This window comes from Kitasatospora sp. HUAS MG31 (assembly GCF_040571325.1).
Classification (GTDB): domain Bacteria; phylum Actinomycetota; class Actinomycetes; order Streptomycetales; family Streptomycetaceae; genus Kitasatospora; species Kitasatospora camelliae.
This window is the reverse complement of record NZ_CP159872.1, coordinates 4295000-4320404: the sequence shown is the minus strand read 5'-3', so window position 1 is coordinate 4320404 and position 25405 is coordinate 4295000. Positions and strand designations below refer to the sequence as shown.

Sequence of the window (25405 nt, the reverse complement as noted above, 5' to 3'; positions counted from 1 at the left end):
ATGGCTGCGGGCGGTGCCTTCCCGCAGGCTGGAGGGCATGCTCACCTATGACGCGACCGGCTTCCGCCTCGACGGCCGCCCGCTGCGGATCCTGTCCGGCGCCATGCACTACTTCCGCACCCACCCCGGGCAGTGGCCGCAGCGCCTGGCCGCGCTGCGCGCGATGGGCCTGAACACGGTGGAGACCTACGTCGCGTGGAACATCCACGAGCCGGCCCCGGGCCGGTACGAGCGGATGGAGGAGCTGGCAGCCTTCCTGGACGAGGCCGCCCGGCAGGGCCTGTGGGCGATCGTCCGGCCCGGGCCGTACATCTGCGCGGAGTGGGACAACGGCGGGCTGCCGGGGTGGCTGACCGCCCGGGTCGGCCGGCGGGCCCGGACGAGCGACCCGGAGTACCTGGCGGCCGTGGACGCGTTCTTCGACCGGCTGCTGCCAGCCGTGGTGGAGCGGCAGGTGGACCGCGGCGGCAACGTGCTGATGGTGCAGGTCGAGAACGAGTACGGGTCGTTCGGCAGCGACGCGGCCTACCTGGCACACCTGGCGGACGGACTGCGGGCGCGGGGGGTGGAGGTCCCGCTGTTCACCTCGGACGGCCCGGAGGAGCACATGCTGACCGGCGGGACGCTGCCCGGGGTACCGGCCACGGTGAACTTCGGCTCCAAGCCGGAGGACGCCTTCGGGGTGCTGCGCGCGCTGCGGCCCGAGGACCCGCCGTTCTGCATGGAGTTCTGGAACGGCTGGTTCGACCACTGGGGCCGGCCGCACCACACCCGGGACGCCGAGGACGCCGCCGACGCCCTGCGCCGCATCCTGGCCGCCGGCGGCTCGGTCAACCTGTACATGGCCCACGGCGGCACCAACTTCGGCACCACGGCCGGCGCCAACCACGCCGACCCGCCGTTCAACTCCACCGACTGGGAGCACTCGCCGTTCCAGCCGGTCACCACCAGCTACGACTACGACGCCCCGCTGGACGAGCGCGGCGCGCCCACCCGCAAGTACGAGCTGTTCCGGGAGGTGCTGGCCCAGTTCGCGGCCGAGCACCCCGAGCAGGCCCGCTTCCTGGACGACCGGACGCCCGAGCTGCCACCGCCCGCGCCGGTCCTGCCGGCCGCCGAGGTGGCGCTGACCGAGACCGCCGAGCCGCCGTTCGGCCCGCCGGCCGTGCACCCGGTGCCGCCGGTCTTCGAGGAGCTGGGGCTGGAGCACGGCCTGGTCCGGTACACCTTCCGGGTGCCCGGGCCGCGGCCGGAACTGCCGCTCACCGTGGACGGCCTGCGCGACCGGGCCACCCTCTGGGTGGACGGGCGGCGGGTCGCGGAGCTGGAGCGCGGGGCGGAGTCCGAGCCGGTGACGGTGGCCGGCGGCTGCGAGGTCGCGCTGCTGGTGGAGTCGCTCGGCCGGGTCAACTACGGCCCGCTGGTGGGCGAGACCAAGGGCCTGACCGGCGGCCTGCGGCACGAGCGGCAGTACCTGCACGGGTGCCGGACCGAGGTGCTGCGGCTGGAGTCCTGCCCGGAGGCGGAGTTCCGCGCGGCCGACGGCGGCGTGACCGGTGACGGTGGTGGTCCGGTGCTGGTGCGCGGCGGGCTGGAGGTCGGCGAGGCCACCGGGGACGCCTTCCTCGCGGTGCCCGGCGGGGTGCGCGGCTACCTGTGGGTCAACGGCTTCCTGCTGGGCCGGTACGACGCCCGCGGCCCGCAGAGCACCTTCTACTGCCCGCAGCCGCTGCTGCGGCCCGGCCGGAACGCGATCACCCTGCTGGAGCTCGGCGACGCCCGGCCCGACCGGGTGGAGCTGCGGGAGGCGCCCGAGCTGGGCTGAGCGGACCGTCCGTGGTCGAACGCCAGGTCCGATTCCCGCCGGAACCGGGGCCCCGGCGGCGGCCAGGATCGAGGACATGAATCGCATCGGAGGACAGGTGGCCCTGGGCGCGGGTCCCCGTTCCCGGGCGGAGCGGGGACCCGTCACGCGTCCGGTCAGGCCCCGGTCAGGTCTCGGTCCAGCGGGCGAGCGGCCAGGACCGCACGCTGGTGTACCGGGCCGGGCCGTAGCCCATTTCGCTCCGCATCAGGTGGACCTCGGCGGCCTCCCAGTCGCTGCCCCGGAAGCCCTCCAGCGCCGCCGCCATCAGGCGCAGCTCGCCCGCGGCGAGGCGCTGGACGGCGCGGCGGGTCCCGTGCGAGGAGCCCGCCCGGGCGAGGGTCACGTGCGGGTGGAACCCGTGCTGGTCGCTCTCGATCCCCGCCGCCTCCACCGCCCCGCGCACCCCGTCCGCGAGGCGCCGCAGCGCCCACGTCTCACCCCCGACCCCGGCCCACAGCACCTTGTCGCCGAAGCAGCCGCCACCCTCCAGGCGCAGCCTGTGCACCCCGTGCTCGCCGGGGACGCGGCCGATCTCCTCCGCCAGCGCGGGGATGTCCGCCGCCGGCACCTCCCCCAGGAACGCCAGCGTCAGGTGCCACCCCGCCACGTCGCTCCACCGCAGCCGGTCCGCCCCGGACATCCCCCGCAGCTCCGCAGCCGCGTCGACCAACTCCTGCAACGCCGTACCCGGCGGATTCACCGCCACGAAGAGCCTCATACGCCCATCCTCCCCCGCCCACCGGAACGCACCCGGCGGTTATCCGGTTCGCCGGGGTGTCCAGCCCCCGCGCCCCTGAGGAACCCGGTTGCCCACGCCTCGCCGGGGTCGGTCGGTTGCTCATGGTTACCGGATGGTAGGACTGTTGGTATGAAGATCCGTGGTGGGGACGCCGATTCGGTGGCGGAGATCCTGGCGCTGCTCGACGGGGCCGTGGCGTGGCTGGTGTCACAGGGCCGGACGGGGCAGTGGGGGACGGAGCCGTGGAGCGGGCGGCCGGCGGCCGTGGCGCGGTTGCGGGAGACGGCGCGGGAGTGCGTGGTCCGGCTCGCGGTGGACGAGGAGGGCCGGACGGTCGGCGCGTGCGTGCTGGCCGAGGAGGCGCCGGACCATGCGCCGGCGGTGGCGGAGCGGGAGCTGTACGTCCGCTGGCTGCTGACCGACCGGAGCCGGAAGGGGGCGGGGATCGGTGCGGCGCTGGTCGCGGACGCGGTGGAGGAGACCCGCGCCCGCGGGATCTCGCTGCTGCGGGTGGACTGCTACGCCGGTGGCGACCGCGCCCTGGTCGAGCAGTACGTCCGCCTGGGTTTCACCCCCACCGAGGCGTTCGAGCTGGACCGGCCCGAGGGCCCGTGGCCGGGTCAGGTCCTGGAGATCAGGCTCTGACCCGGCCACACGCGGCCGCCCGTCAGCCGAAGGCCGTCACCGTCAGCAGGCGGTCGCCAGGTCCCGCTCGTGCGCCGGGCGGACGGTCGTCCGCGGGACGACCGCGAACACCCGTCCACGGCGGCCGCGGTGCAGGTCGACCCGGACCTTGAGGTCGGCGGCACGGGCCAGCACCAGGCCGATGACGGCGGCGGCCGTCGCGGCGACGAGCCCGCAGGCGAGCAGGCCGATCCGCGGCCCGTACAGGTCGGTGACCCAGCCGACCAGGGGGGCGCCGATCGGGGTGCCGCCGGTGAACACCAGGACCAGCAGGCCCATCACCCGGCCGCGCACCTCGGGGTCGGTGGCGAGCTGCAGGGCGGAGTTGACCGAGGTGTTGAAGGTCAGGCCGAACACGCCGATCAGGGTGAGCAGGACGGCGAAGGTCCAGTACCCGGGGGCGAAGGCGGCGACGACCTCCAGGGTGCCGAAGGCGAGCGCCGCACCGACCAGCCGCCGCAGGCGGGGCGCGCCGCGGCGGGCGGCGAGCAGGGCGCCGGCGAGGGAGCCGACGGCCATGGCGGTGTTGAGCAGGCCGTACTGGCCGGCGCCGACGTGGAAGGTGTCGTAGGCGAACCCGGAGAGCAGCGTCGGGAAGTTGAACCCGAACGTGCCGATGAAGCCGGCCAGCACCATCGGCCAGAGCAGCTCGGGACGTTCCTTCACGTAGCGCAGGCCCTCGCGGAGCTGTCCCTTCTCGCGGGCGACCGGCTCGGTCGGCCGGAGTTCGCTCTCGCGCATGGCGAGCAGGCCGCCGATCACGGCCGCGAAGGAGAGCGCGTTGACCGCGAAGGCCCAGCCGCTGCCGACGGCGGCGATCAGCAGGCCGGCCACGGCGGGGCCGACCAGTCGGGCGGTCTGGAAGTTGGCCGCGTTGAGGCTGACCGCGTTGGCGAGCTGCCGGGCGGGCACCATCTCGCTGACGAAGGCCTGCCGGGTCGGGTTGTCGACCACGGTGACCAGGCCGAGCAGCAGCGCGAACAGGTACACGTACCCGGCGGTGACCGTCCCGGTGACGGTGAGGACCGCGAGGCCGGCGGCGAGCAGTCCCATGGCGCCCTGGGTGGCGACCAGCAGTCGGCGCTTGGGCAGCCGGTCGGCGAGGACGCCGCCCCAGAGCCCGAGCAGCAGCATCGGGAGGAACTGCATGGCGGTGGTGACGCCGACCGCGAACGGGCTGCCGGTGAGGCTGAGGACCAGCCAGTCCTGGGCGATGCGCTGCATCCAGGTGCCGGTGTTGGAGACCACCTGGCCGACGAAGTAGTAGCGGTAGTTGCGGATCCGGAGCGAGGAGAACATGCCCCCGGTCCGGGAGGCGGCGCGGGCTCGCGCGGTGGCCCCGGCGGGTCCGGGGCTCGGAGCGGCGGTGGGGTCCGCCGCGGTGCGTATCTCGGGGTCTTCGTCGCCGCTGCCGGGCAGGCCCACCGGAAGGGGTGCCGGGCTGTCGGCGGCGGTGACCGCCGGGTCGGTGGTGGTGTCGTCGGTGCGGATGGCGGCGGCGCTGGCTGCGGCCGGCGGTGTCACTGTGGTCTCCCCTCGATGCGCGACGGCGGGCTGGGTGCCCGCCGCGCGGCTGGTGTCACGGATGGTTCCTGCGGTGATGCGGTGCTCCTTCTTCCGGTCCCGGTGATGTCGTGTGTGCGCGGCGTCTCAGAGGTGGGCGAGCCGGTACAGGACCGGCGCGGCCTCGCGCAGGACGGCGAGCTCCTCCTCGGTGAGCTGGGAGGCCAGCTCGGCCAGCCAGGCGTTCCGCCGCCGCCGGCTCTCGTTGAGGATGGTCTCGGCCTGCTCGGTGCTGGTGACGACCACCTGGCGGCGGTCGTCCGGGTGCGGCTCGCGCCGGACCAGCCCCTTCTCCTCCAGCATCGCGATGATCCTGGTCATGGACGGCGGCTGGACGTGCTCCCGCCGCGCCAGCTCCCCCGGTGTGGCCTTGCCGCACCGGGCGAGCGTGCCGAGCACCCCCATCTCGGTGGGGCTCAGCGACTCCTCGACCCGCTGGTGTCGCAACCGGCGGGCGAGGCGCATGGTGGCCGACCTGAGCTGGCTGATCGCCGCCAGGTCGGCCTCGGACATCTCGGGCATGGTGCTTAGCCTACGTCATTACCCTCGCTAAAGAAAATTGATTTCGGCCACCCGGCACCCCGCCCGGCATCTCGCCCGGCAGCCCACCCCCGCGACTGCGGAGCGCGGCTGAACATCCGGTCGAAGGTTGGTGTCGCGATCTTGCCGATTGCGTGAAGCACCCACACCCACCTGGGAGTTCACCGAATCCGCCACCGTTGCCCATATCGAGGGGCGCCGCTAGGGTGTGCGCTTTGTCAGGAGCACGGCATGTAGGACCCACTGCACCCCCTCGTCCTGGGAGTCCCATGGATCACCTCCACCACGCGGTCTACGGCTGGGCGACACCGGCGATCTCCTACCTCGCCGCCTGCCTCGGCGCCCTGGTCGCGCTCCGCGCCACCCGCTGGGCCCTGCTCACCGAGGGCCGCTCCCGGCGCAACTGGCTGGTCTTCGCCTCGGTCTCGCTCGGCGGCGGCATCTGGACCATGCACTTCATCGCCATGCTGGGCTTCGTCGTCTCCGGCGCCCAGATCCGCTACGACCTCCCGCTCACCCTGCTCAGCCTGGCGGTCGCGATCGTGGTGGTCGGCGTCGGGCTGTTCACCGTCGGCCACAGCGCCCGCCCCCTCCGCGCCCTGCCGATCGGCGGCCTGGCCACCGGACTCGGCGTCGCCGCCATGCACTACCTGGGCATGGCGGCGGTGCGGCTGCCGGGCACGATCACGTACGACCTGTTCACGGTCGGCGCCTCGGTGGGCATCGCGGTGCTCGCCGCCACGGCCGCGCTCTGGGCCGCGCTGAACCTGCGGGGCCTCGGCCTGGTGGTGGCGGCCGCGCCGGTGATGGGGCTGGCGGTCTGCGCCATGCACTACACCGGCATGGCGGCGGTGTCGGTGGCCGTGGACCCCGACCGCCAGGTCACCGGCGGCGTGGTGGCGGTGCAGTTCGTCTTCCCGCTCGCGGTCGGCTTCGGCACGTACATCTTCATCAGTTCGCTGGCCTTCGCGGTCTCGCCGAGTTCCCTCGCCCGGCCGGCCGTCCTGTTCGGCCCGGGCCCGGCCGCCCCGGCGGCGGCCCGCCGGTAGCCCGGCGCCCGGGCCCGGCCGGGGCGACCGGCCGGGCACCGGCGGCGCTCAGCCCCGCAGGTGGGCGGGGGTTTCGACCGGGCAGTCCTTGTGCACGAAGGCCCGGCGCAGCTCGTGGTACGGCTCGCCCTCGGCGAAGAAGTTCCGCCGCATCCAGGCGAGTTCGGCGGCCCGGTAGGCGGCGAGCGGCCTGGCGGCCTCGTCCTCGGCGCGCCGCCGCTTCTTCTCCAGCAGCCGGGCCGCGAGGTCCGGGGAGACGGCCAGCCGGGCGGCCTCCCGGGCCGTCCAGTGGCGGAACTCGGCCGCACCGCCGCCCGACGTCCGGTCCACCAGCCCGATCTCCTCGGCCCGCCGGGCGCCGACCGGCAGCGCGTCGGAGGTCAGCCGGGCGGCCTGCTCCAGCCCGACCCGGCGGGGCAGGCTGTAGGTCCAGTACTCGGAGCCGTACAGGCCCATCAGGCGGTAGTGCGGGTTGAGCACGACCGACTCCCGGCACCACACCTCGTCGGCGGCGATCGCCAGCATCACCCCGCCGGCGGCCGCGTTGCCGGCCAGCGCGGAGACGGTCAGCTTGTCGGTGGTGGTGAGGACCGCCTCGACCAGGTCGTCCATGGCGTTGATGTTCCGCCAGGACTCCTCGCCCGGGTCGGCCGCCGCCTCGATCACGTTCAGGTGGATGCCGTTGGAGAAGAAGTCCCGGGCCGGGCCGAGCACCAGCACCGAGGTCGGCCGGGTCGCCGCCTCCCGGTACGCGGCCAGCAGCCGTTCGCACTGCCCGGTGCTCATCGCCCCGCCGGCGAAAGCGAATTCGAGGAACCCGACGCCACCCTGCTCCCGGTAGCGCAGCTCCGACCAGGTGGTCCGGCGGGCCGCCTCCGCCGGCGTCACCGGCACCTCGGGGACCTCGGCCAGCCGCTCGCCCAGCACCTGCGCGGCCGGCAGCTTGTACGTCCGCGGGCCGCCGGGCACCCGGGGCGGGCGCAGCTGCGGAATCCACACCGCGCCGTCCGCGGTGGCCCGGCAGATCGCGCCGTCCCGGGTGGCGATCACCGCGCCGGGGGCGCCGCGCAGCCGGTCCTCGGGGTGGCCGCCGTGCAGGTGGTACGGGGTGCCGTCCAGCTCGTCCAGCACGCCGGGATGGGAGTCCGCGGCGCGCAGCCGGCGCAGCACCGTGGCGGTGGTGTCGGTGCGCCAGTCGATCCGGCGGAACTCCTGGGCGTGGTAGGGGCGGTGGGTGCCGGTGACGCCCTGGCGGCGGGGGTCCGGCGGCTGCGGCGCGTACGACCTGCTCTCGAACCGCCGGACGGCGAGCAGCACCGCCGCCACGGCGGCGTCGGCGGCCTCGGTGCGGTAGAGCTCGCTCTTGCCGCAGGGCTGCGGGCGGAACGGGACGGAGGCCCAGACCGGTCCGGCGTCCAGCTCGGCCACGGCCTGGAGCACGGTGACGCCCCACTCCTCGGCGCCCTCGTGGACGGCCCAGTCCAGCGAGGACGGCCCGCGGTCGCCCTCGGGGCCGGGGTGGACGATGAGGACGGTGTGGCGCGACCAGATGTCCTCCGGTATCGCCCGGGTGAGCATCGGTGCCAGGACGAGGTCCGGGGCGATGCGCGTGACGGCGGCCCGGAGCGGGTCGTCGCCCCGCGCCAACTCCACGGCCACGGCGTGCCCCTGGGAGCGCAGTTCGGTGTGGACGCGCTGGGTGAGGCTGTTGAACGCACTGGCGACCAGCAGGATTCGCAAAGCTGCCTCCGACGGTGTGTCAGCGGTACCGCGGCCCGTCCGGCCGCGAGGCGCGCCCATCCAACCATGGTCATGGACACGTAACCCAGGGTCGGAAGGGGTAGCCCACCGGCCCTGCACAACACCCGCGCCGAACGGCCGTCCGACTGCGGGAATGTGGACGTACGGGGTGAATGCGGGCGCGGGGAGGGCGAGTTGCGGAGGTCGTGTCACTCCGGGGGTCCGGACGCGGGCCGGTGACGCGGGCCGGGTGGTGCGCACCACCCGGCCCGGCCCCCGGTCACCTCACGCGGATCGCCCCGCGTGGATCAACGGCCTGGCTCAGCGGCCGGTGGCCCGCCGGTACGCCGCCAAGTCGCCGACCGAGATCAGCGGGAGGCCGTCCCGCTCGGCCAGCCGGACCAGGTCCGGGAGGCGGGCCATGCCCCAGTCCGGCCGGACGATCTCGCAGATCGCCGCCGCCCCGGACAGCCCGGCCAGCCTGGACAGGTCGACCGCCGCCTCGGTGTGCCCGTCCCTCGCCAGCACGCCCCCGGGCACCGCCCGGATCGGGAAGACGTGCCCGGGCCGGCCCAGGTCCTCGGGCCGGGTCGCCGGGTCGGCCAGCGCCTGGACGGTACGGGACCGCTCGGCCGCGGAGATCCCGGTCGTCCCGCCGGGCCGGAGGTCCACCGAGACCGTGAACGCCGTCTCGTGCAGCCCGCTGTTCACCTCGGTCATCTGCGGCAGCTCCAGCGCCGCGGCGACCCGGTCCGGGACGGCCACGCACACCACGCCGGAGGTGTTCTCCAGCAGGTACCGCATCGCCGCCTCGGTGGTGTGCTCGGCCGCCACCACCAGGTCACCCTCGTTCTCACGGGACTCGTCGTCGAAGACGATCACGAACCCGCCGCGGGCGAACGCCTCGACGGCCCGTTCGACCTCCGCGATCCGCTCGGCGGCACTCCGCCCGTCCGGGTCCACCCGGACCTCGACGGACCCGACCGCCTCTACTACCTCTACTGCCTCTACTGCCTCGATCATGGCCATGCGTACACTCCTGCAGTTCTGAGCCGGCCACCGTGGCGGGCTCGTCCGGTCTGCTCAGAGGGACCGCCGCGCGGGCATGCCGAAGCACCCGTGCGGACGGTCGCGACGCGACGGGTGGGAAGGACCGATGGGCAGCCCGCCTCCCGTGCGCCGACGCCGTTCCGGGATATGCGGGCACGACGCCGCCACCGGGCGGGCAGGGCTCAACCCCGCCGCACGGGTACGGCTGTGGCCGCCGCGCACTTCCTTCCATCCGGACTCTCACCGTCGGTCCTGGAATCCCACCAGGTCAGCCGGCCGATGGCTTCGGCCGGGTCGCGGACTTTCACCGCCGGTTCGGACTTTCACCGACCCCGGAGCGCGCGAACACTCGGACCCGATCCTGTCACACCGTCAGCCGCGTGGACCGGTGTTCCCGCTCACTGCCCGGGTAGCTGACCGGGCGTCGGAAGACTGTCCGCGAAGCGGCGGGACACCGCCGCCGCTCGGGAGCCGAACCAGGGGAGTACCGCCGAGATGACCGTGATCGCCGTGACCGGGCACCGCGACCTCGCCGAGGCCACCGTGCCGCTGGTCCGGGGCGCCCTGCGCGAGCTGCTCGCCGCCCATCCCGCCGAGGAACTGACCGGCCTGTCCTGCCTCGCCGAGGGGGCCGACGCGCTGTTCGCCGAGGCGGTCCTGGCCCACGGCGGGCGGCTGGTGGCCGTCCTGCCCTCCCCCGCCTACCGGGCCGAACGGGTCGGTCCCGGGTACGCCCCCGCCTTCGACCGGCTCTGCGCCTCCGCCGCCGAGATCCTGGTCCTCCCCCACGCGACGGCCGACGACCGCGCCTTCACGGCCGCCAACGACCTCCTCCTCGCCCGCGCCGGCCTCCTGGTCGCCGTCTGGGACGGCCACCCCGGCAACGGCCCCGGCGGCACCGCCCACGCCGTCGCCGCCGCCCGCACCACAGGCCTCCCCGTCACCGTCCTCTGGCCCCCCACCGCCACCCGCACCGGCCACCCCTGACCGCCCGGCGGCCCGGCACACCGGTCAGTCGGCCGTACCGGACGGGACGACCCAGCGGGTGGGCTGGCCGGTGATGGCGGCGATCATGTCGTAGTCGCCGTCGTAGTGCAGGACGGTGGCCCCGTGCCGTTCGGCCGTGGCCGCGATCAGCAGGTCGGCCATCGACAGCGCCCGGTGGTCGCCCCGGAACAGGGCACGGCGCTGGGCGGCCGGAGCGCTCAGAGCAGGCCGAGGGCCGGCATCAGGTAGTAGAAGGCGAAGACGGCGGAGACCGCGTACATCGCGACCGGGACCTCGCGGCCGCGGCCCGCGGCGAGGCGGAGGACGCAGAAGGCGACGAAGCCGAACCCGATGCCGTTGGTGATCGAGTAGGTGAACGGCATCAGCACGATGGTGAGGAACGCCGGGACGGCGATCGTGTGGTCGGCCCAGTCGATCTCCTTGACCGAGTTGGCCAGGATGAGGAAGCCGACGGTGACCAGGGCCGGGGTGGCGGCCTGGGCCGGGACCATGGTGGCCAGCGGGGTGAGGAAGAGGGCGAGGAGGAACAGCGCGCCGGTGACCAGCGAGGCGAAGCCGGTCCGGGCGCCCTCGCCGACGCCGGCGGTGGACTCGACGTAGCAGGTGTTGGCGGAGCAGGAGGTGGCGCCGCCGGCCGCGGTGGCGATGCCGTCGACCATGAGGATCCGGTTGATCCCCGGCAGGTCGCCCTTCTCGTCCAGCAGCCGGGCCTCGTCGGCCACGCCGAGGATGGTGCCCATCGCGTCGAAGAAACAGCTCATGAGCACGGTGAAGACGAAGAGCGCGCCGGTGAGCACCCCGACCTTCTCGAAGCCGCCGAACAGGCTGACCTGGCCGACCAGGCCGAAGTCGGGTGCGGCGACCGGGTTGCCGGGCCAGGCCGGCACGGTGAGGCCCCAGGAGAGCCCGGGGAGGTGGGCGACCTGCTGGACGACCACCGCGACCGCGGTGCTGGCGGCGATGCCGAGCAGGATGGCGCCCGGCACCTTGCGGATCACCAGGACCAGGGTGAGCAGCAGGCCGATCACGAAGACCAGGACCGGCCAGCCGGTCAGGTGGCCGCCGGCGCCGAGCTGCAGCGGGACGGTGGTGTGGGCGGCGTCCGGGATGCGGCTGACGAAGCCAGCGTCGACCAGGCCGACCAGGGCGATGAAGAGGCCGATGCCGATCGCGATGGCCTTGCGCAGGCCGAGCGGGACGGCGTTCATGACCCGCTCGCGGAGGCCGGTGGCCACCAGGAGCATGATCGCGATGCCGGCCAGCACCACCATGCCCATGGCGTCGGCCCAGGTCATCCTGGGAGCGAGCTGGAGCGCCACGATGGTGTTGACGCCGAGTCCGGCGGCGAGGCCGATCGGGACGTTGCCGATCACGCCCATCAGCAGGGTGGTGAGACCGGCGGTGAGCGCGGTGGCGGTGACCAGCTGGGCGCTGTCGAGGTGGGCGCCGGTCAGGTCGGTGGCGCTCGCCAGGATGATCGGGTTCAGCACCAAGATGTACGCCATGGTGAAGAAGGTGGCGACGCCACCGCGGATCTCGCGGGACAGCGTGGAGCCGCGCTCGGAGATCCGGAAGAAGCGGTCGACGGCGCCGGCGGGGGGCTCGGGGGCCGTCGGGGTGGGTGTGGCGTTCGACTCGGCGGTCGGGGCGGCCAGCGGAGGCATGCGGGTGTCCTCGTCGGTGGGGGCTCAGGAGGAGGGGGTAACCCGAGCGTCGTCGGCCGGGTCCGCGGGGGCGCTGCGGGGCGGCGGTGGCACGCTCCGAGAGCCGCCTGGCGGGCACAAGTATGGGTTCGCCGGTCGTGCACGCGCCATCTTCGCGCGTAGAGAATGCCCCTTACCGGAGCGTTCCGGTCGGGTTCGGACACCGCACCGGGACCCGGGCCACCCCCCGCCTCTGCCGGGCGGGTCGCCGCTCCCCGTACGCTAGGGCGCATGGCCAAGACCCACCTCCGCCCCGCTCCCCCTCCGCTGGAGGCCAACGACGTCGCGATCGTCGGGGGCGGCACGGTGCTGTGGTTCCTCGCCTTCCTGGTGCTGGTGCCGTTCCAGGGCGCGCTCTCGGACGCCGGGCACGGCAGCTGGCCGTGGATCTGCCTGTCCGGGGCCGGGCTGGGCCTGATCGGCCTCTGGTACTGCCGGGCGCGCCGGGCCGCGATCGAGCGCGACCGCGCCGCCGCGGCGGTCGAGGGTGCCGGCCAGGACGGGAACGGCGACGGGGACCGGGCGGGCCACCAGGCCTGAGGCGAGTCCGCGGGTCGGGCCCGAGGCCGCGGCGGACGCCCGTCGGCGGGGCCGCCGACACCCGGTTGGGCCGATTTCCCCCCGACGACGCGCACACAACGGACACATCGGACATTTCCCCCTCATAGAGTCGTGCCATGACGCATCCCGCGGACGGCACGGCTCCCTTCGGCGGCCCGGCGCACTCCGGCGGTCCGGATCCGGACGGCGCGGAAGCCGTCCCCGGGCCGGGCCTGACCTCCGCCGAGGTCGCCGAGCGGGTGGCCCGCGGCGAGGTGAACGACGTCCCGGTCCGTTCCAGCCGCTCGGCGAAGGAGATCGTCCGGGCCAACGTGTTCACCCGGTTCAACGCGATCATCGGCGTGATGTTCGGGATCATCCTGGTGGTCGGTCCGATCCAGGACGGTCTGTTCGGCCTGGTCATCGTGGCCAACACGGCGATCGGCATCGTCCAGGAGCTGCGGGCCAAGCGGACCCTGGACAGCCTGGCGCTGATCGGCGAGGCCAAGCCGCAGGTCCGCCGGGACGGCGCCGCCCGGCAGGTGGCCACCGCCGGGATCGTGCTGGACGACACCGTCCTGCTCGGCATCGGCGACAAGGTGGTGGTCGACGGCCGGGTCACCGAGGCTGACGGCCTGGAGGTCGACGAGTCCCTGCTCACCGGCGAGCCCGACCCGGTGCACAAGCGCCCCGGCGACGAGGTGATGTCCGGCAGCTTCGTGGTGGCGGGGTCGGGCGCGTTCACCGCCTCCCGGGTCGGCCGCGAGGCGTACGCGGCCCGGCTGGCCGAGGAGGCCAGCAAGTTCACCCTGGTCCGGTCCGAGCTGCGCAGCGGCATCAACGAGATCCTGCGGTTCATCACCTACCTGCTGATCCCGACGGCGCTGGGCCTGGTGATCAGCCAGCTGGCGGTGGAGCGGCACGACTGGAAGGAGGCCGTGCGCCGGATGGTGGCCGGGATCGTCCCGATGGTGCCGGAGGGGCTGGTGCTGCTCACCTCGGTGGCCTTCGCGATCGGTGTGATCCGGCTGGGCCGCAAGCAGTGCCTGGTGCAGGAGCTGCCGGCGATCGAGGGGCTGGCCCGGGTGGACACGGTCTGCCTGGACAAGACCGGGACGCTCACCGAGGGCGGGATGGACCTGGTCGAGCTGCGGCCCCTCGGCGGGCGGGCGAGCGGCACGGACGGCCCGTCCGGGGCGGCGGACGGCCGGCACGTCGCCGACCGGGAGGTGCTGGAGCAGGCGCTCGGTGCGATGGGCGGCGCGGACGCCCGCCCCAACCCGAGCATGCAGGCGGTGATCGCCGCGTACGGGCGGCCCGCGAACGGCGAGTGGCGGGTGGTGGACGCCGTCCCGTTCTCCTCCGCCCGGAAGTGGAGCGGGGTGCAGCTGCTGGAGCCGCAGGGCGCCGAGGCCAGCTGGCTGCTGGGCGCGCCGGACGTGCTGCTCGACCGCGGCGACCCGGCCCTGGCGGAGGCCGACGAGCTGGGCGCCCGGGGCCTGCGGGTACTGCTGCTGGGCCGCACCGGGACGCGGCTGGACTCCCCCGACCCGACGGCCGGCCTCCAGCCGCTGGCCCTGGTCGTCCTGCAGCAGCGGCTGCGCGAGGACGCGGCCCGGACCCTGCGCTACTTCCAGGGCCAGCAGGTGCGGGCCAAGGTGATCTCCGGCGACGCGGCGGTGTCGGTGGGCGCGGTGGCCGAGCACCTGGGCCTGCCGGGGGCGGAGCGTCCGGTGGACGCCCGCACCCTGCCCGAGGAGCCCGAGGCGCTGGCCGCGGCGATGGACGATTCCTCGGTGTTCGGGCGGGTGGCCCCCCGGCAGAAGCGGGACATGGTGGGCGCGCTGCAGTCGCACGGGCACACCGTGGCGATGACCGGCGACGGCGTCAACGACGTGCTGGCCCTGAAGGACGCCGACATCGGCGTGGCCATGGGCACCGGCTCGGACGCCACCAAGGCGGTCGCCCAGATCGTGCTGCTGGACGACCGGTTCGCCACCCTGCCCTCGGTGGTGGGCGAGGGCCGCCGGGTGATCGGCAACATCGAGCGGGTGGCCACCCTGTTCCTGGTGAAGACGGTCTACTCGGTGCTGCTGGCCCTGCTGGTGGTGTTCACCCAGGTGCCGTACCCGTTCCTGCCGCGGCACTCCACCGCGCTGTCCACGCTGACCATCGGCGTCCCGGCGTTCTTCCTGGCGCTGGCGCCCAACAACGAGCGGGCCAGGACGGGGTTCGTCCGCCGGGTGCTGCGGCTGGCGGTGCCGGCCGGGATCATCGCGGGGGCGGCGACCTTCACCTCGTACATGCTGGCGCGGTCGAACGACTCCACCGACCTGAAGGCGGACACCAGTGTGGCCACGCTGACGCTGTTCCTGGTGGCGATGTGGGTGCTGGCGATCGTGGCGCGGCCGTACACCTGGTGGCGGCTGCTGCTGATCGGGACGATGGGCGGGGCGTTCGCGCTGGTGCTGGTGGTGCCGTGGCTGCAGGACTTCTTCCAGCTGTCGCTGCCCGGCTGGCGGGACACCTGGACGGGGGTGCTGATCGCGCTGGCCGCCGGGGTGCTGCTGGAGGTCTCCTGGCGGGTGATCGCGCACCGGATGGGCGAGGACGAACCGCCCGCGGGCCGGGCCGAGTCCCCTGCAGGGCCTGCGTCCGGGCAGGACGGGTAGGGCGGGTAGAGCGGGTAGGTCGGCCGGGACGGCGTCAGCTCGCGGACAGCTCGGCGTCGGCCCGCTCGGTGACCAGGGCGAGGACGCGGGCCGCGGCGGCCAGGTCCTCGGCCGGAATGCCCGCGTAGAGCCGGGCGGCGATCTCGGCGCCGAAACCGCTGATCTCCTGCTGCAGCGCCCGGCCCTCCGAGGTCAGCCCGAGCCGGCCGGGCTCCCCGGGCAGCTCGGCGAGGCGGCCGGCGGCGAGCAGCTCGTCCAGGACCGCCTCCAGCTCGGCGAGCGGGAGCTTCAGGCTGCCGGCGAGCCGCCCGAGCAGCTGGGCGCGGTCGGCGGAGCCGCCGGCGCGGGCGAGGGCGTTGAGCGCCAGCGACTGGTTGAAGGTGGTGCCGCTGGGGGTCAGCCGGCGCTCCAGGACGGCCCGGGAGGCGTAGTGGGCGAGGCCGACCACCTGGCCGTTGACGGCGGGCGCGGCGGGGGTCGTGGTGGGGGCGGCGGTGGTGCTCTCGGACATGACTACTCCTTGCTCCGGTGATCAGCGGGTGCATCGAGCGGTGCGTCGGGCTGGACGTCGAGTGGGACGTCGAGCAGGGCCGTCAGCTCGGCGGCGAACGCCCCGGTCCGTTCGCCGTCCAGGCCGCCGAGCGGCGCCAGCAGGCGGTCGAGGAGTCCCTGGACCACGGTGACGGCGTCGGCGGTGACGTCCCGTCCGCGGGGGGTCAGCGCCAGCTGGACGGCCCGGCTGTCGGCCGGGTCGGCGGTGCGGGTGATGAGGCCGGCGGCCTCCAGGGCCCGGGCCAGCTTGGAGACGTACAGCGGCTCCAGGCCGGTGTGGTCGGCGAGCCGGCGCTGGCTGGGCTTCTCGCCGGCGCGGCGCATGCCGTACAGCGAGGCCAGCACCGAGTACTGCGCGTGCGTCAGGCCGAGCGGGGCGAGCGCCCGGTCGACGGCCACCCGCCACTTCATCGACAGGCGCCAGACCAGGAAGCCCGGCGTGGGGCCGGTGGGAGGCTGATGGCTCATGAGAAATACAGTACATGGCTATTGAGTACATGGCTACTATTTCGTGAAGCCCTCCCGCAGAGGTGTCAGGCGCAAAGGCGGCGGCCCGTTCCGCGGCCGCCACCGGTGGGGCGGGGCCGTGGAACGGGCCGCGGGTGCTCAGGCCTCGTAGTCGCGGGCGGCCAGGAGCTCGTAGGCGCGGTCCGGCTCGGCGAGCGCGGCGAGGATCTCGAACCGGCGGTGCCACTGGCCGACCGACCAGGCCAGGCCGGCGGCCAGGCCCTCCGGGGTGGCCGCGTGCAGCAGGCCGGGCACCGGCGGGACCTCGAACTCGTCGTCCTCGTCCGCCGCCTCGGTCTCCTCCGGGTCATAGGGCAGCTCGGGCGCGGCGGCCTGGGTGTCCCAGCGCCAGTCGACCTGCGCCTCTCCGCCGTCGGGGCCGACGACCAGCAGTTCCTCGTGCTCCTCGTACGCGGCCGGGCAGCCCGGCAGCAGCTCGCGGACCACGGCGGGCACCCGGTGCAGGGTGCCCTCGGAGAGCACCCGGCCGCCGGCCACCTCGCTGGCCAGCGAGACGTGCAGCCGCTCGGCCAGGTCGGCCGCCAGCGCCGGGTCGACCGGCAGCACCGGGTGGTCGTGCAGCAGCTCCACCAGGTCGGGGGCGTCGGCGACCACCGCCTGCGCGGCGTCCACCACCACCGTCCGGTCGTCGCGGCGGCCGGTCTCCGCGTCCAGCGGGGCGAGCGCCCGGACCTCGTCCAGCCCCTCCACCCGGTCCAGCGGCAGCCGGGCCAGCGCCGAGTAGATGCCGTGCAGCTGGCGGTGGGTCACCTCGGAGTCCGGATCGGCCAGCCGGTCCAGCAGCTCCTCCGGGCCGCGCGGCTCGGCGAGCAGCGCGGCCAGCGTGGTGCGGACGCCCAGGGCGTGCAGGAACGGCTCGTCCAGCGTGGTCCTGGCCTCGTCGTAGAGGCCGCGGAGCAGCGGGTCGGCCCCGGCGGCCCGGAGGCCGGCCGGCTCCCGGCCGTCCAGCACCGGGTGGTCCCGCAGCCACCAGGCGGTGTACGGCGGCAGGTCGACGTAGGTGCCGTTCGGCAGCAGGGTGCGGACCGGGTTGACCACGGCGTCCCGGTACGGCGGGCGGGCCAGCAGGGCGAGGGCCTGGGGCCAGGCGGCGTAGTCGACCAGGTCCAGGTCGCGGACGGCGAGCAGCTCGGCGGCGACCGGCGGTACGCCCAGGTCGCCCGCGTCGTCGGCGTGCAGCGACTCCAGGACGTCCTCGCACCACTCGGCGAGGCCGTCGGGGGCCTCGTCGATCAGACCGGTCGGGCTGCCGCCGGCGGCACGGTCGGCGGGGGCGGTGGGGTCGAGACGCTCCAGGTCGTCCGGGTCGAGCACCACGTCCTCGGCGCGGACCAGGGCGAAGGAGGCGAGCACCCCGGCGGCGGCCAGCACCTCGGGACCCCAGCGCTCCAGCAGGTCCTCGTCGACGAAGGGAGCGTCGTCCTCGCCGGCCAGGGCGGCGAGCGGGCTGTCCGGGAGGATCAGCTCGCCGGCGCGGGCCAGCTCGCCCTCGTCGTCGGTCAGGGCGAGCCGGGCCAGCCACGGGTGGTCGCCGGGGGCGGTGCCGGCGGCCTTCACCAGGCCGAGGACGGCGTCGGCGAGGTCGGCGGCGGCGTCGAAGTCGTCCTCGCCCAGCTCCAGCGAGCGGGCCACCGCGGCCCGGACCTCGGGGGTGTCCAGCACCCCGGCGGGGGTGGCGGTGTCGGCGCCGAGCTTGGCCAGCAGCGGGTGGGCGGCGTCGGGGTGGGCGAGCCGCAGGTCGAGCAGGTCGAGGGCCTCGGCGAGCGCCTCGGGGTAGCCCTCGAAGCCGGCCCAGTCGGCGTCGCCGGAGGGCAGCAGGACCCGGCGCGGGCCGGTGACGGTACGGCCGTCGGCCAGCGGGACGGGCAGCGCGCCGAGCGACTCCGGGTCGGCCCCGGCCAGCGCCCCGTACAGGCTGCGCCACCAGGTGGGCTCCCGCTCCAGGCCGCCGAGCTGGTCGACCACCTCGGCCAGCGGGACCCGGCGGACGTTCAGCGCGCGCAGCTCGGCCCGGCGCTCCAGGCCGGCCGGGAGCAGCCCGGGGAAGATCGGGACCAGCGCCTCCACCACCGAGTGGTCGGCGCCCTCCAGCAGCGTGGCGTCGCGCGGCCGCAGGGCGGGGGTGCCCTCGTCCACGCCGCGGGGGTGCGGCAGGAAGGGGGTGCCGGGCAGGCGGTCGAGGATCGCGGCGCGCAGCGCGTTGTCCAGGGTGCCCCGGCCGAGGGCGGCCGGGACCAGCGAGAGCGAGTGCAGGTCGGCGCCGCGGGCGCGGAGCAGGTCGGCGTAGGCGTCGGCGGCGCGCTCGGTGAGGAAGTCGGTGAGCGGTCCCGGGGCGACGTGCCGCCGGGTGGAGTCCAGCGGGAAGCTGGCGATCAGCAGCGCGGGGACGCCGAGCGGCTCGTCGCTGGGCGTGGGAGCGTGCACCACGGCGGCGGTCCGCAGCTGCTGCGGCCGGCCGTCGGCGGCGACCGGGACGGCCCAGGTCACCGACCAGAACGGGCGGGTGCGCTCCTCGGTGGTGCGGTCCGCCAGCAGCGCCGGGTCGAGCGAGCCGGAGGCGCCGACGATCTGCCAGACCGTCTGCTCGGCGCCGTCCTCCACGGTGACGGTGGCGACCCCGTCGGGCCGCTGGACGGCCTCGGAGCGGGCCAGCGTCCGGACGGTCTCCGGGGTCTCCACGGTGATCTCGGCGAGGCCGGGGAGGGTGAGCAGCAGGGCGTCGTCGATCTCGGAGAGCAGCCGGCGGGTGAGGTCCTCGGCGGCGGCGTCGCGCAGCGGCAGCACGACCACGGTGTCGTACCCGTCGGGCGCGGTGCCCTCGGCGGGCAGCGGCAGGCGCAGCAGCGGGACGTGCCCCTCGCGGCGGCGGAGCTCCTCGGCCAGCTCGGGGCGTGCCCCGGCGAGCGCGTGCGCCTCGGCCAGCGACCAGCGGACGCCGCCGTGCGCGCCGAGTACGGCGGGCTCGTCGGTGACCGCGAGGACGGCCGAGAAGCCGACGCCGAAGCGGCCGACGGTGGGGCCCTCGGCGCGCTTGGCGGAGGCGCGGAGGGTGGACAGCGACTCGACCGCGGTGGCGTCCAGCGGGGCGCCGGTGTTGGCGGCGGCGAGGACGCCGTCCCGGAGGGTCAGCCGGAGGCGGCCGGGGCCGAGGCCGGCGCGGGCGGCCGCGTCGGCGGCGTTCTGGGCGAGCTCGACGATCAGGCGGTCGCGGTAGCCGCCGAGGGCGAGCTCCTCCTCGGCGTTGGCGTCCTCCCGGAACCGGGCCGGGGCGGCCGTCCACGCGTCCAGCACCCGCCGACGCAGGCCCGCCGTGTCGAAGACGTCGGCCGCCTGGCCGTCCCCGCCGCTGCCGATGATCCGAGGCTCCACTGGCCCTGCCGCCTTCCGCCGTGACTCGCACTGCCTGCGTACGGTCGGCATTCTCCCCTGCCCGCCCGACACCCGGTCCACCGGTCCGGGGACGCGGCACCCCGGGGGCGCAGGTGGCCGCTCGCGACCGGGCACCTCGGGGTCACCCGGGTGCCCGAGGTTGCCCGGGGAGCGTCAGGAGTGGCCGAGCTCCTCGGTGGGGCCGTCGGGCTCGACGGAACCGCTGGTGCGGTCGGCGTGGATGTGGAGCGGCTCGACGACCGTCTCGTCGAGGATCAGCTCGGACGGGGTCGGCGGAGCCGGCAGCACGGCGGCCTCCGAGTGCGCCCCGCATCCGAACGCCAGCGACACCACCTGGCCGTCCGCGGGACCGAACTCGTTGCCGCACACACCGAACGCCTGTCCCAGCGAGCCCCCGATCGGCACCAGGAACCCGCAGGTGGCGCAGGAGGCCGGCGCGGACTGCGCCATCGGCGTCTGCGGCCCGTACGCGGACTCCCAGCGCTCGGCGGCCTGGTGCAGCCCGAGGCGGGACAGCACGCGGGCCCGGCCGAGGCCCAACTCGTCCGCGACGGCGCCGATCTGGGCGCGGACCGGGGCGGCCTGGAGGTCCGGGTCGCTGACCACCACGTCCTCGTCGGCGGTCTCCGCCAGCACGGAGTTGGGGGCCGGCTCGTCCTCGCCGCTCCAGCCGGGCTCCAGCCGCAGGTCGTCCGCGCCGGTGGGCAGCAGGTCGCCGGGGCCGAGGTCGCCGGGGCGCAGCCGCTCGCTCCACGGCACCCACTGGGGGGCGAGCACCGCGTCGGGGCCGGGCAGCAGCGCGACCTCGTCGAGGGTCACGTTCTTGGCGCGCGGGGCGCGGGCGACGGTGACGGCCCAGCGCCAGCCGCGGTAGGCGGCGTCCTGGCATTCGAAGGTGTGAGTGACCACGCGGTCGGCGTCGGCGTGCACCCCGAGGTGGAGGCCGACGCTCGCGGCCCCGACGGTGTCCACGGCTGCCTGGCGGGCGAGTTCGACGGCCTCGGCACAGAGCCGGTCAGGGGTACGGCTTCGCATCGCAGCACTCACGGCGTCGATTCTCTCCCAGTCCTGTCAATCCTGCGGACGATCCGGTACGGCGGCCCGGCCCGCCGCTCGCCGCGTTTCGGCCACTTCTATTCTGCTCGACTCCGGAGCTCTCCAGGGCCGGGCCGCGCCGCCCCGGGGGGCGCCCCCGCGCCGTACCCGGGTACGCGCGTAGTGCAGGCTACCCGTCGGTCGGCCGCCGAGCACAGCCCGGGCCGCGCCGCCGGGCACGCGGGCGCCCTCCGGGCGGGGCGCCGCGCCGTCCGCAATCACTCGTCGGCGGCGACAATCTCGGGCAGGATTGGCGGTGTGGCGGACGAATCCCCGTCGCGGCACGGACTGCACTCCCCGCAGGCCGAGGGGCCCGTGGAGCCGTCCGCGGTGCCGCGACCGCAGCCGACGGTCCCCTCCTCGGACGGCCCCGGGCCGTCGGTGGAGGCCGGCGCCGCACCGCCTTCGGGGGACGCCGGGGCGGGCACGAACTCCGCGGACGCCGAGGCGGGAACGGACGCCGGGGCCGGGAAGGACGCCGGGGCGGGGACGGAGAGCGCGGCGGGGTCGGGCGGGCCGGCGGAGGATGCCGAGGAGCACACGGTCACCAAGCACCGCAACGTGCTGGTGCGCGGCGCCTCGGTCGCGGGGCTGCGGACCGGCCGCGTGGTGCACGGAACGGGCCGGCGGATCCGGAGGGCGACCGCGGCGGAGGGCGCGGGCGAGTCGGGGCTGGCGAAGCTGATCGAGCTGCACGCCATCAACTCCTTCGGCGACATGCTGATCACCATCGCGCTGGCGTCCACCATCTTCTTCTCCGTACCGACCGGCGAGGCCCGCGGCCGGGTCGCGCTCTACCTGCTGATCACCATGGCGCCGTTCGCGCTGCTGGCGCCGGTGATCGGTCCGCTGCTGGACCGGCTGCCGCACGGCCGCCGTTCGGCGATGGCGATGTCGATGCTGGCCCGGGCGGTGCTGGCGTGGACGATGGCGGGGGTGGTCGCGACCGGCGGGCTGGCGCTGTATCCGGAGGCCCTCGGGGTGCTGGTCGCCTCGAAGGCCTACGGAGTGGTGCGCAGCGTGGTGGTGCCGCGGCTGCTGCCCCCTCAGCTCTCGCTGGTGAAGGCGAACTCGCGGGTGACCCTGGCCGGGCTCCTGGCCACGCTGGTGGCGGCGGGGGTGGGCGGGCTGCTGCACCTGATCGGGCCGGGCTGGCCGCTGCGCGGAGCGTTCCTGGTGTTCGTGATCGGCACGCTGATGGCGTTTCACCTGCCGCACAAGGTGGACTCCGCGAAGGGCGAGGTCCGGGCGGATCTGCACGCGGAGCCGCACGGGCCGACCTCGGCCAAGGGCGTGCTGCGGACGGTGGGACCGTCGGTGGTGCTGGCGTTGCGCGGGGTGGCGACGCTGCGCTGGCTGGTGGGTTTCCTGGTGATGTTCCTGGCGTTCCTGATCCGCAAGGATCCGGTGGGCGGGCTGCCGGAGACGGCGGCGCTGGGCCTGGTGGCCGCGGCGGCCGGGGTGGGCAACGCGCTGGGCTCGGTGTTCGGCTCGCTGCTGCGCACCCGCGGCTCGGAGGCCACGGTGACCGCGATGCTGCTGCTGGCGACGGCGGCGACCACGGCCACGGCGCTCTGGTACGGGCTGCCGACGGTGATCGCGGTGGCGGCGGCGGCCGGGATGGCGGCTTCGCTGGGCAAGCTGGCGCTGGACGCGCTGATCCAGCGGGACGTGCCGGAGGCGGTGCGGACCTCGGCGTTCGCCCGGTCGGAGACGCTGTTGCAGCTGTGCTGGGTGGTCGGCGGCGTGGTGGGCATCTCGCTGCCGCTGAACGCGGCGCTCGGCATGTGGCTGGCGGCCGTGGTGCTCGGTGTGATGCTGCTGCTGACGTTCCGCTCGCTGCTGCGGGTGGGGCTGCGGGGTCACGCGGCTCGGCCGCGCGTGGCATAGGCCGCACGACTCGGCAACCCCCGCGTCGCGTGATCGCGGAAGCCGGGTAGATTCTTGCCCATGAGCCTCAGCACCCGCGCGATCGCCGGCATCGGCGCCGTCGTCCTGATCGGAGCCGGCACGGTCGCCGGTTCGATCGCCTACGCCAACAGCGAGGGCAAGCCGTCCGAGCACAAGGTCACCCTGACGGTGGGCACCTCCTCCGTCGAGAGTGCGCCGTCCTGCTACAACGGCGGCCAGCCGCTCGACCAGGCGATGCTGGCCAAGTGCCGCACGGAGGCGAAGGACGCCCGCGACAACAACAAGATCGTGAGCTCGGACGTGGAGTCCAGCGACCGGGTCGGCGTCGGCGTGCCGCCCGAGATCGCGGACAAGGGCTGGTTCGCCTTCACCGACGGCGGCGCCCAGGGCGAGGCCGTGATCGCGCAGGACGTCCGGGGTTCGACCTACTCCGGCTCGGTGCCCGCCTCGACCATCCTGAACGGCAGCGGCACCACCACCGTCACGGTGGTCGCGGCCGACCAGAAGTCCAACGAGGTGTACGGCATCTGGTACTTCGACCTGAAGCAGAAGAACTGACCGGGCCGCGATGACCCCGCAGACCTCCGACGAGCGGCCCGGCCTCCCGCAGGCCCGGCTGCTCGTCGTCGTCGCGGTCGGGCCCGAGGCCGAGGCCGTGCTGCGTGGGCTGGGCGGCGACGCCCGTCCGGTGCCGCTGCCCGGCGGTGTGCTGCACCGCGCCGAGCACGCCTCGGGGGTGGTGGTGGACGTGCTGGCCGGTGGTGTCGGTCCGGCGGCCGCCGCGGCCGCCGCGGCGGGTGCCCTGACGCTGCGGCCGTACGAGCTGGTGGTGTCGGCCGGGATCGCCGGCGGTTTCGCGCCCCGGGCGCCGATCGGGGCGACCGTGGTGGCGGAGGAGATCGTCGCCGCGGACCTGGGCGCCGAGACGCCGGAGGGCTTCCGGAGCGTCACCGAGCTGGGTTTCGGGACGGTCCGCCACCTCCCGCCGGTGGCCGTGGTGCGGCTGGCGGCCGAGGCGCTGGGGGCCGTGACCGGCCCGGTGCTGACGGTCTCCACGGTGACCGGCTCCGCCGAGCGGGCCGCCGCGCTGGCCGAGCGCCACCCGGAGGTGGCGGCCGAGGCCATGGAGGGCTCCGGGGTGGCCGAGGCGGCCGCCCGGTTCGGGGTGCCGGTGGCGGAGATCCGTACCGTGTCCAACGCCGTGGGCCCGCGTGACCGGGCCGCCTGGCGGATCGGCGAGGCGCTGGGGGCCCTGGAGAGGGCCTTCGCGGCGCTGCCCTACGAGCGCCTGCTGAAGGAGGTCACCCGTGGCTGACCCGCTGCGGATCGCCTACTCGCCCTGCCCGAACGACACCTTCGTCTTCCACGCCTGGGCGCACGGCCTGGTCCCGGGGGCCGCGGCGCCCGAGGTGCTGTTCGCCGACATCGACGTCACCAACGGCCTCGCCGAGCGCGGCGAGCTGGACGTCCTGAAGATCTCGTACGGGCAGCTGCCGTGGGTGCTGGAGGAGTACGCGCTGCTGCCCTGTGGCGGGGCGCTGGGGCGGGGCTGCGGGCCACTGGTGCTGACCGCGGAGGAGACCTCGCCGGCCGGGCTGGCCGGGCGGACGGTGGCGGTGCCGAGCGAGCGCTCCACCGCGTACCTGCTGTTCCGGCTCTGGGCGGCGAAGGCGGTGCCGGACGGGTTCGGGGAGATCGTGGTGCTGCCGTTCCACGAGATCATGCCCGCCGTCCGGGACGGCCGGGTGGATGCCGGCCTGGTGATCCACGAGGCCCGGTTCACGTACCAGCGGTACGGGCTGCACCGGCTCGCCGACATGGGTGAGGCCTGGGAGGCGGAGACCGGACTGCCGATCCCGCTCGGGGCGATCGTCGCCCGGCGCTCGCTGGGCGACGCCCGGCTGAAGGAGCTGTCGGAGACGATCCGGGCCTCGGTCCGGGCCGCCTGGGAGCACCCGGAGGCGTCCCGTGGGTACGTGCTGGCGCACGCCCAGGAGATGGACCCGGACGTGGCCGACCGGCACATCGCCCTGTACGTGAACGCGTTCACCGCCGACCTGGGCGAGGAGGGCCTCGCCGCGGTGCGGGCGCTGCTGACCCGGGCCGCCGAGGAGGGACTCGTCCCCGCCGTCGAGCCGGGTGCGCTGGTGCTCTGAGCCCTTGCGGGCTCAGAGCGACCGGCCGGTCTCAGACGTCGAACTGGTCGGCGACCGCGCGCAGCAGGACGGCCAGCTGCTGGCCCTCCTTCTTGACCGGGTACCGGCCGCGCTGGAGGCCGGGGAGAACCCCGTCCAGCGTGGTGATCAGGTCCTGCACGATGGGGGCCATGTCGTCCGGGCTGCGGCGCTGGGCGACGGCCACCGAGGGCAGCGCGTCCAGCAGCGTGACGCCCATCGCCTGGTCGCCGCGGTGGCCGGCGGCGATGCCGAACTCGACGCGCTGGCCCGGCCTGAGCGTGGTCACTCCGGCGGGCAGCGCCTTGGTGTGGACGAAGACCTCGCCCCCGTCGTCGCGCGACAGGAAGCCGTAGCCCTTCGTCTCGTTGAACCACTTGACCTGGCCGGTGGGCATCTCGAAAAGTCCTCGTCGATGGGTGTGAAGGATCCCGGTTCGGGGCCGGGTCGCCGTGATCAGCAGAGCAATGATCCCTCAGGGATCACTCGCGCGCCGCCGAGATTCCGGACCGGGGACCGGCGCCGCCGGGAGGCGTCATCGCACCGTCCACTGGCCCGCACCCCCGATCGCCGACGCGGGGCGTTCTGATCAACCCCGTG

Annotated in this window: 21 protein-coding genes, 1 pseudogene and 1 riboswitch; of the genes and pseudogenes, 10 read left to right on the top strand and 12 right to left on the bottom strand. The window is 75.0% G+C overall.

Annotation, left to right across the window (positions count from 1 at the left end):
• The first annotated feature begins 37 nt into the window (after nucleotides 1-37).
• Nucleotides 38-1825 (top strand): glycoside hydrolase family 35 protein, encoded by a 1788-nt coding sequence (locus tag ABWK59_RS19635; RefSeq protein ID WP_354641902.1) that lies wholly within the window; start codon nucleotides 38-40, stop codon nucleotides 1823-1825.
• Between the two features lie 166 nt (nucleotides 1826-1991).
• Here the strand turns inward: ABWK59_RS19635 and thpR are convergent, their stop codons facing one another.
• Nucleotides 1992-2585: an RNA 2',3'-cyclic phosphodiesterase gene (gene thpR / locus ABWK59_RS19630; protein ID WP_354641901.1), complete on the bottom strand. Its 594-nt coding sequence runs from the start codon at nucleotides 2583-2585 to the stop codon at nucleotides 1992-1994.
• Nucleotides 2586-2735: 150 nt separating this feature from the next.
• On the opposite strand from thpR, the gene ABWK59_RS19625 reads away from it, so the two are divergent.
• Nucleotides 2736-3251 carry a GNAT family N-acetyltransferase gene (locus tag ABWK59_RS19625; protein ID WP_354641900.1) on the top strand — a complete coding sequence of 172 codons (516 nt, stop codon included), beginning with the start codon at nucleotides 2736-2738 and terminating at the stop codon, nucleotides 3249-3251.
• 42 nt (nucleotides 3252-3293) lie between these two features.
• On the opposite strand, the gene ABWK59_RS19620 is transcribed toward ABWK59_RS19625, so the two are convergent.
• Both ABWK59_RS19620 and ABWK59_RS19615 read right to left on the bottom strand, forming a co-directional pair.
• Nucleotides 3294-4814, bottom strand: coding sequence for an MFS transporter (locus tag ABWK59_RS19620; RefSeq protein WP_420492806.1), 1521 nt, complete (start codon nucleotides 4812-4814; stop codon nucleotides 3294-3296).
• A gap of 126 nt (nucleotides 4815-4940) precedes the next feature.
• Nucleotides 4941-5375, bottom strand: a complete 435-nt coding sequence (locus ABWK59_RS19615) for a MarR family winged helix-turn-helix transcriptional regulator (protein WP_354641899.1) — start codon at nucleotides 5373-5375, stop codon at nucleotides 4941-4943.
• Between the two features lie 287 nt (nucleotides 5376-5662).
• Between ABWK59_RS19615 and ABWK59_RS19610 the strand changes: the two genes are divergently transcribed.
• The gene (locus ABWK59_RS19610; protein WP_354641898.1) at nucleotides 5663-6442 is read left to right on the top strand and encodes an MHYT domain-containing protein; all 780 of its coding nucleotides are present in this window, start codon (nucleotides 5663-5665) and stop codon (nucleotides 6440-6442) included.
• A 48-nt stretch (nucleotides 6443-6490) separates the two neighbouring features.
• Here the strand turns inward: ABWK59_RS19610 and ABWK59_RS19605 are convergent, their stop codons facing one another.
• Together ABWK59_RS19605 and ribB are read right to left on the bottom strand one after the other, a co-directional pair.
• The gene (locus ABWK59_RS19605) at nucleotides 6491-8182 is read right to left on the bottom strand and encodes a hydrogenase maturation protein (RefSeq protein WP_354641897.1); all 1692 of its coding nucleotides are present in this window, start codon (nucleotides 8180-8182) and stop codon (nucleotides 6491-6493) included.
• Nucleotides 8183-8503: 321 nt separating this feature from the next.
• Complete coding sequence (ribB, locus tag ABWK59_RS19600) at nucleotides 8504-9211, bottom strand: 3,4-dihydroxy-2-butanone-4-phosphate synthase (RefSeq protein ID WP_354641896.1); 708 nt, start codon at nucleotides 9209-9211, stop codon at nucleotides 8504-8506.
• Nucleotides 9212-9446: 235 nt separating this feature from the next.
• A riboswitch (FMN riboswitch) is annotated at nucleotides 9447-9577 on the bottom strand.
• 150 nt (nucleotides 9578-9727) lie between these two features.
• Between ribB and ABWK59_RS19595 the strand changes: the two genes are divergently transcribed.
• Nucleotides 9728-10219 carry a hypothetical protein gene (locus ABWK59_RS19595; RefSeq protein ID WP_354641895.1) on the top strand — a complete coding sequence of 164 codons (492 nt, stop codon included), beginning with the start codon at nucleotides 9728-9730 and terminating at the stop codon, nucleotides 10217-10219.
• Nucleotides 10220-10243: 24 nt separating this feature from the next.
• Here ABWK59_RS19595 and ABWK59_RS19590 read toward each other — a convergent pair.
• Both ABWK59_RS19590 and ABWK59_RS19585 read right to left on the bottom strand, forming a co-directional pair.
• Nucleotides 10244-10405, bottom strand: a pseudogene (locus tag ABWK59_RS19590) (PIN domain-containing protein); the annotation flags it as partial.
• Between the two features lie 32 nt (nucleotides 10406-10437).
• Complete coding sequence (locus ABWK59_RS19585) at nucleotides 10438-11904, bottom strand: NCS2 family permease (RefSeq protein ID WP_354641894.1); 1467 nt, start codon at nucleotides 11902-11904, stop codon at nucleotides 10438-10440.
• A 270-nt stretch (nucleotides 11905-12174) separates the two neighbouring features.
• Between ABWK59_RS19585 and ABWK59_RS19580 the strand changes: the two genes are divergently transcribed.
• Nucleotides 12175-12483, top strand: coding sequence for a DUF2530 domain-containing protein (locus ABWK59_RS19580; RefSeq protein ID WP_354641893.1), 309 nt, complete (start codon nucleotides 12175-12177; stop codon nucleotides 12481-12483).
• A gap of 137 nt (nucleotides 12484-12620) precedes the next feature.
• The gene (locus ABWK59_RS19575) at nucleotides 12621-15155 is read left to right on the top strand and encodes an HAD-IC family P-type ATPase (protein WP_354641892.1); all 2535 of its coding nucleotides are present in this window, start codon (nucleotides 12621-12623) and stop codon (nucleotides 15153-15155) included.
• A gap of 34 nt (nucleotides 15156-15189) precedes the next feature.
• Here the strand turns inward: ABWK59_RS19575 and ABWK59_RS19570 are convergent, their stop codons facing one another.
• From ABWK59_RS19570 to ABWK59_RS19555, 4 genes are all read right to left on the bottom strand, one after another.
• The gene (locus tag ABWK59_RS19570; RefSeq protein WP_354641891.1) at nucleotides 15190-15666 is read right to left on the bottom strand and encodes a MarR family winged helix-turn-helix transcriptional regulator; all 477 of its coding nucleotides are present in this window, start codon (nucleotides 15664-15666) and stop codon (nucleotides 15190-15192) included.
• Between the two features lie 2 nt (nucleotides 15667-15668).
• Nucleotides 15669-16175 carry a MarR family winged helix-turn-helix transcriptional regulator gene (locus ABWK59_RS19565; RefSeq protein WP_354641890.1) on the bottom strand — a complete coding sequence of 169 codons (507 nt, stop codon included), beginning with the start codon at nucleotides 16173-16175 and terminating at the stop codon, nucleotides 15669-15671.
• A gap of 138 nt (nucleotides 16176-16313) precedes the next feature.
• Nucleotides 16314-19604, bottom strand: coding sequence for a sacsin N-terminal ATP-binding-like domain-containing protein (locus ABWK59_RS19560; protein WP_354641889.1), 3291 nt, complete (start codon nucleotides 19602-19604; stop codon nucleotides 16314-16316).
• A 174-nt stretch (nucleotides 19605-19778) separates the two neighbouring features.
• The gene (locus tag ABWK59_RS19555) at nucleotides 19779-20660 is read right to left on the bottom strand and encodes a DUF3027 domain-containing protein (protein ID WP_354645016.1); all 882 of its coding nucleotides are present in this window, start codon (nucleotides 20658-20660) and stop codon (nucleotides 19779-19781) included.
• Nucleotides 20661-21287: 627 nt separating this feature from the next.
• Here ABWK59_RS19555 and ABWK59_RS19550 point away from each other — a divergent pair.
• Genes ABWK59_RS19550 through ABWK59_RS19535 form a run of 4 tightly spaced genes read left to right on the top strand, consistent with a single transcriptional unit; the run spans nucleotide 21288 to nucleotide 24787 of the window.
• Nucleotides 21288-22610, top strand: coding sequence for an MFS transporter (locus tag ABWK59_RS19550; RefSeq protein ID WP_420492931.1), 1323 nt, complete (start codon nucleotides 21288-21290; stop codon nucleotides 22608-22610).
• Between the two features lie 60 nt (nucleotides 22611-22670).
• The gene (locus ABWK59_RS19545) at nucleotides 22671-23189 is read left to right on the top strand and encodes a hypothetical protein (RefSeq protein ID WP_354641888.1); all 519 of its coding nucleotides are present in this window, start codon (nucleotides 22671-22673) and stop codon (nucleotides 23187-23189) included.
• Between the two features lie 10 nt (nucleotides 23190-23199).
• Nucleotides 23200-23946 carry a futalosine hydrolase gene (locus ABWK59_RS19540; protein WP_354641887.1) on the top strand — a complete coding sequence of 249 codons (747 nt, stop codon included), beginning with the start codon at nucleotides 23200-23202 and terminating at the stop codon, nucleotides 23944-23946.
• Nucleotides 23939-24787 (top strand): 1,4-dihydroxy-6-naphthoate synthase, encoded by an 849-nt coding sequence (locus ABWK59_RS19535; RefSeq protein WP_354641886.1) that lies wholly within the window; start codon nucleotides 23939-23941, stop codon nucleotides 24785-24787. The genes ABWK59_RS19540 and ABWK59_RS19535 overlap by 8 nt, the downstream gene beginning before the upstream one ends.
• A 31-nt stretch (nucleotides 24788-24818) precedes the next feature.
• On the opposite strand, the gene ABWK59_RS19530 is transcribed toward ABWK59_RS19535, so the two are convergent.
• Nucleotides 24819-25202 carry a cold-shock protein gene (locus ABWK59_RS19530; protein WP_354641885.1) on the bottom strand — a complete coding sequence of 128 codons (384 nt, stop codon included), beginning with the start codon at nucleotides 25200-25202 and terminating at the stop codon, nucleotides 24819-24821.
• Nucleotides 25203-25405 lie beyond the last annotated feature (203 nt).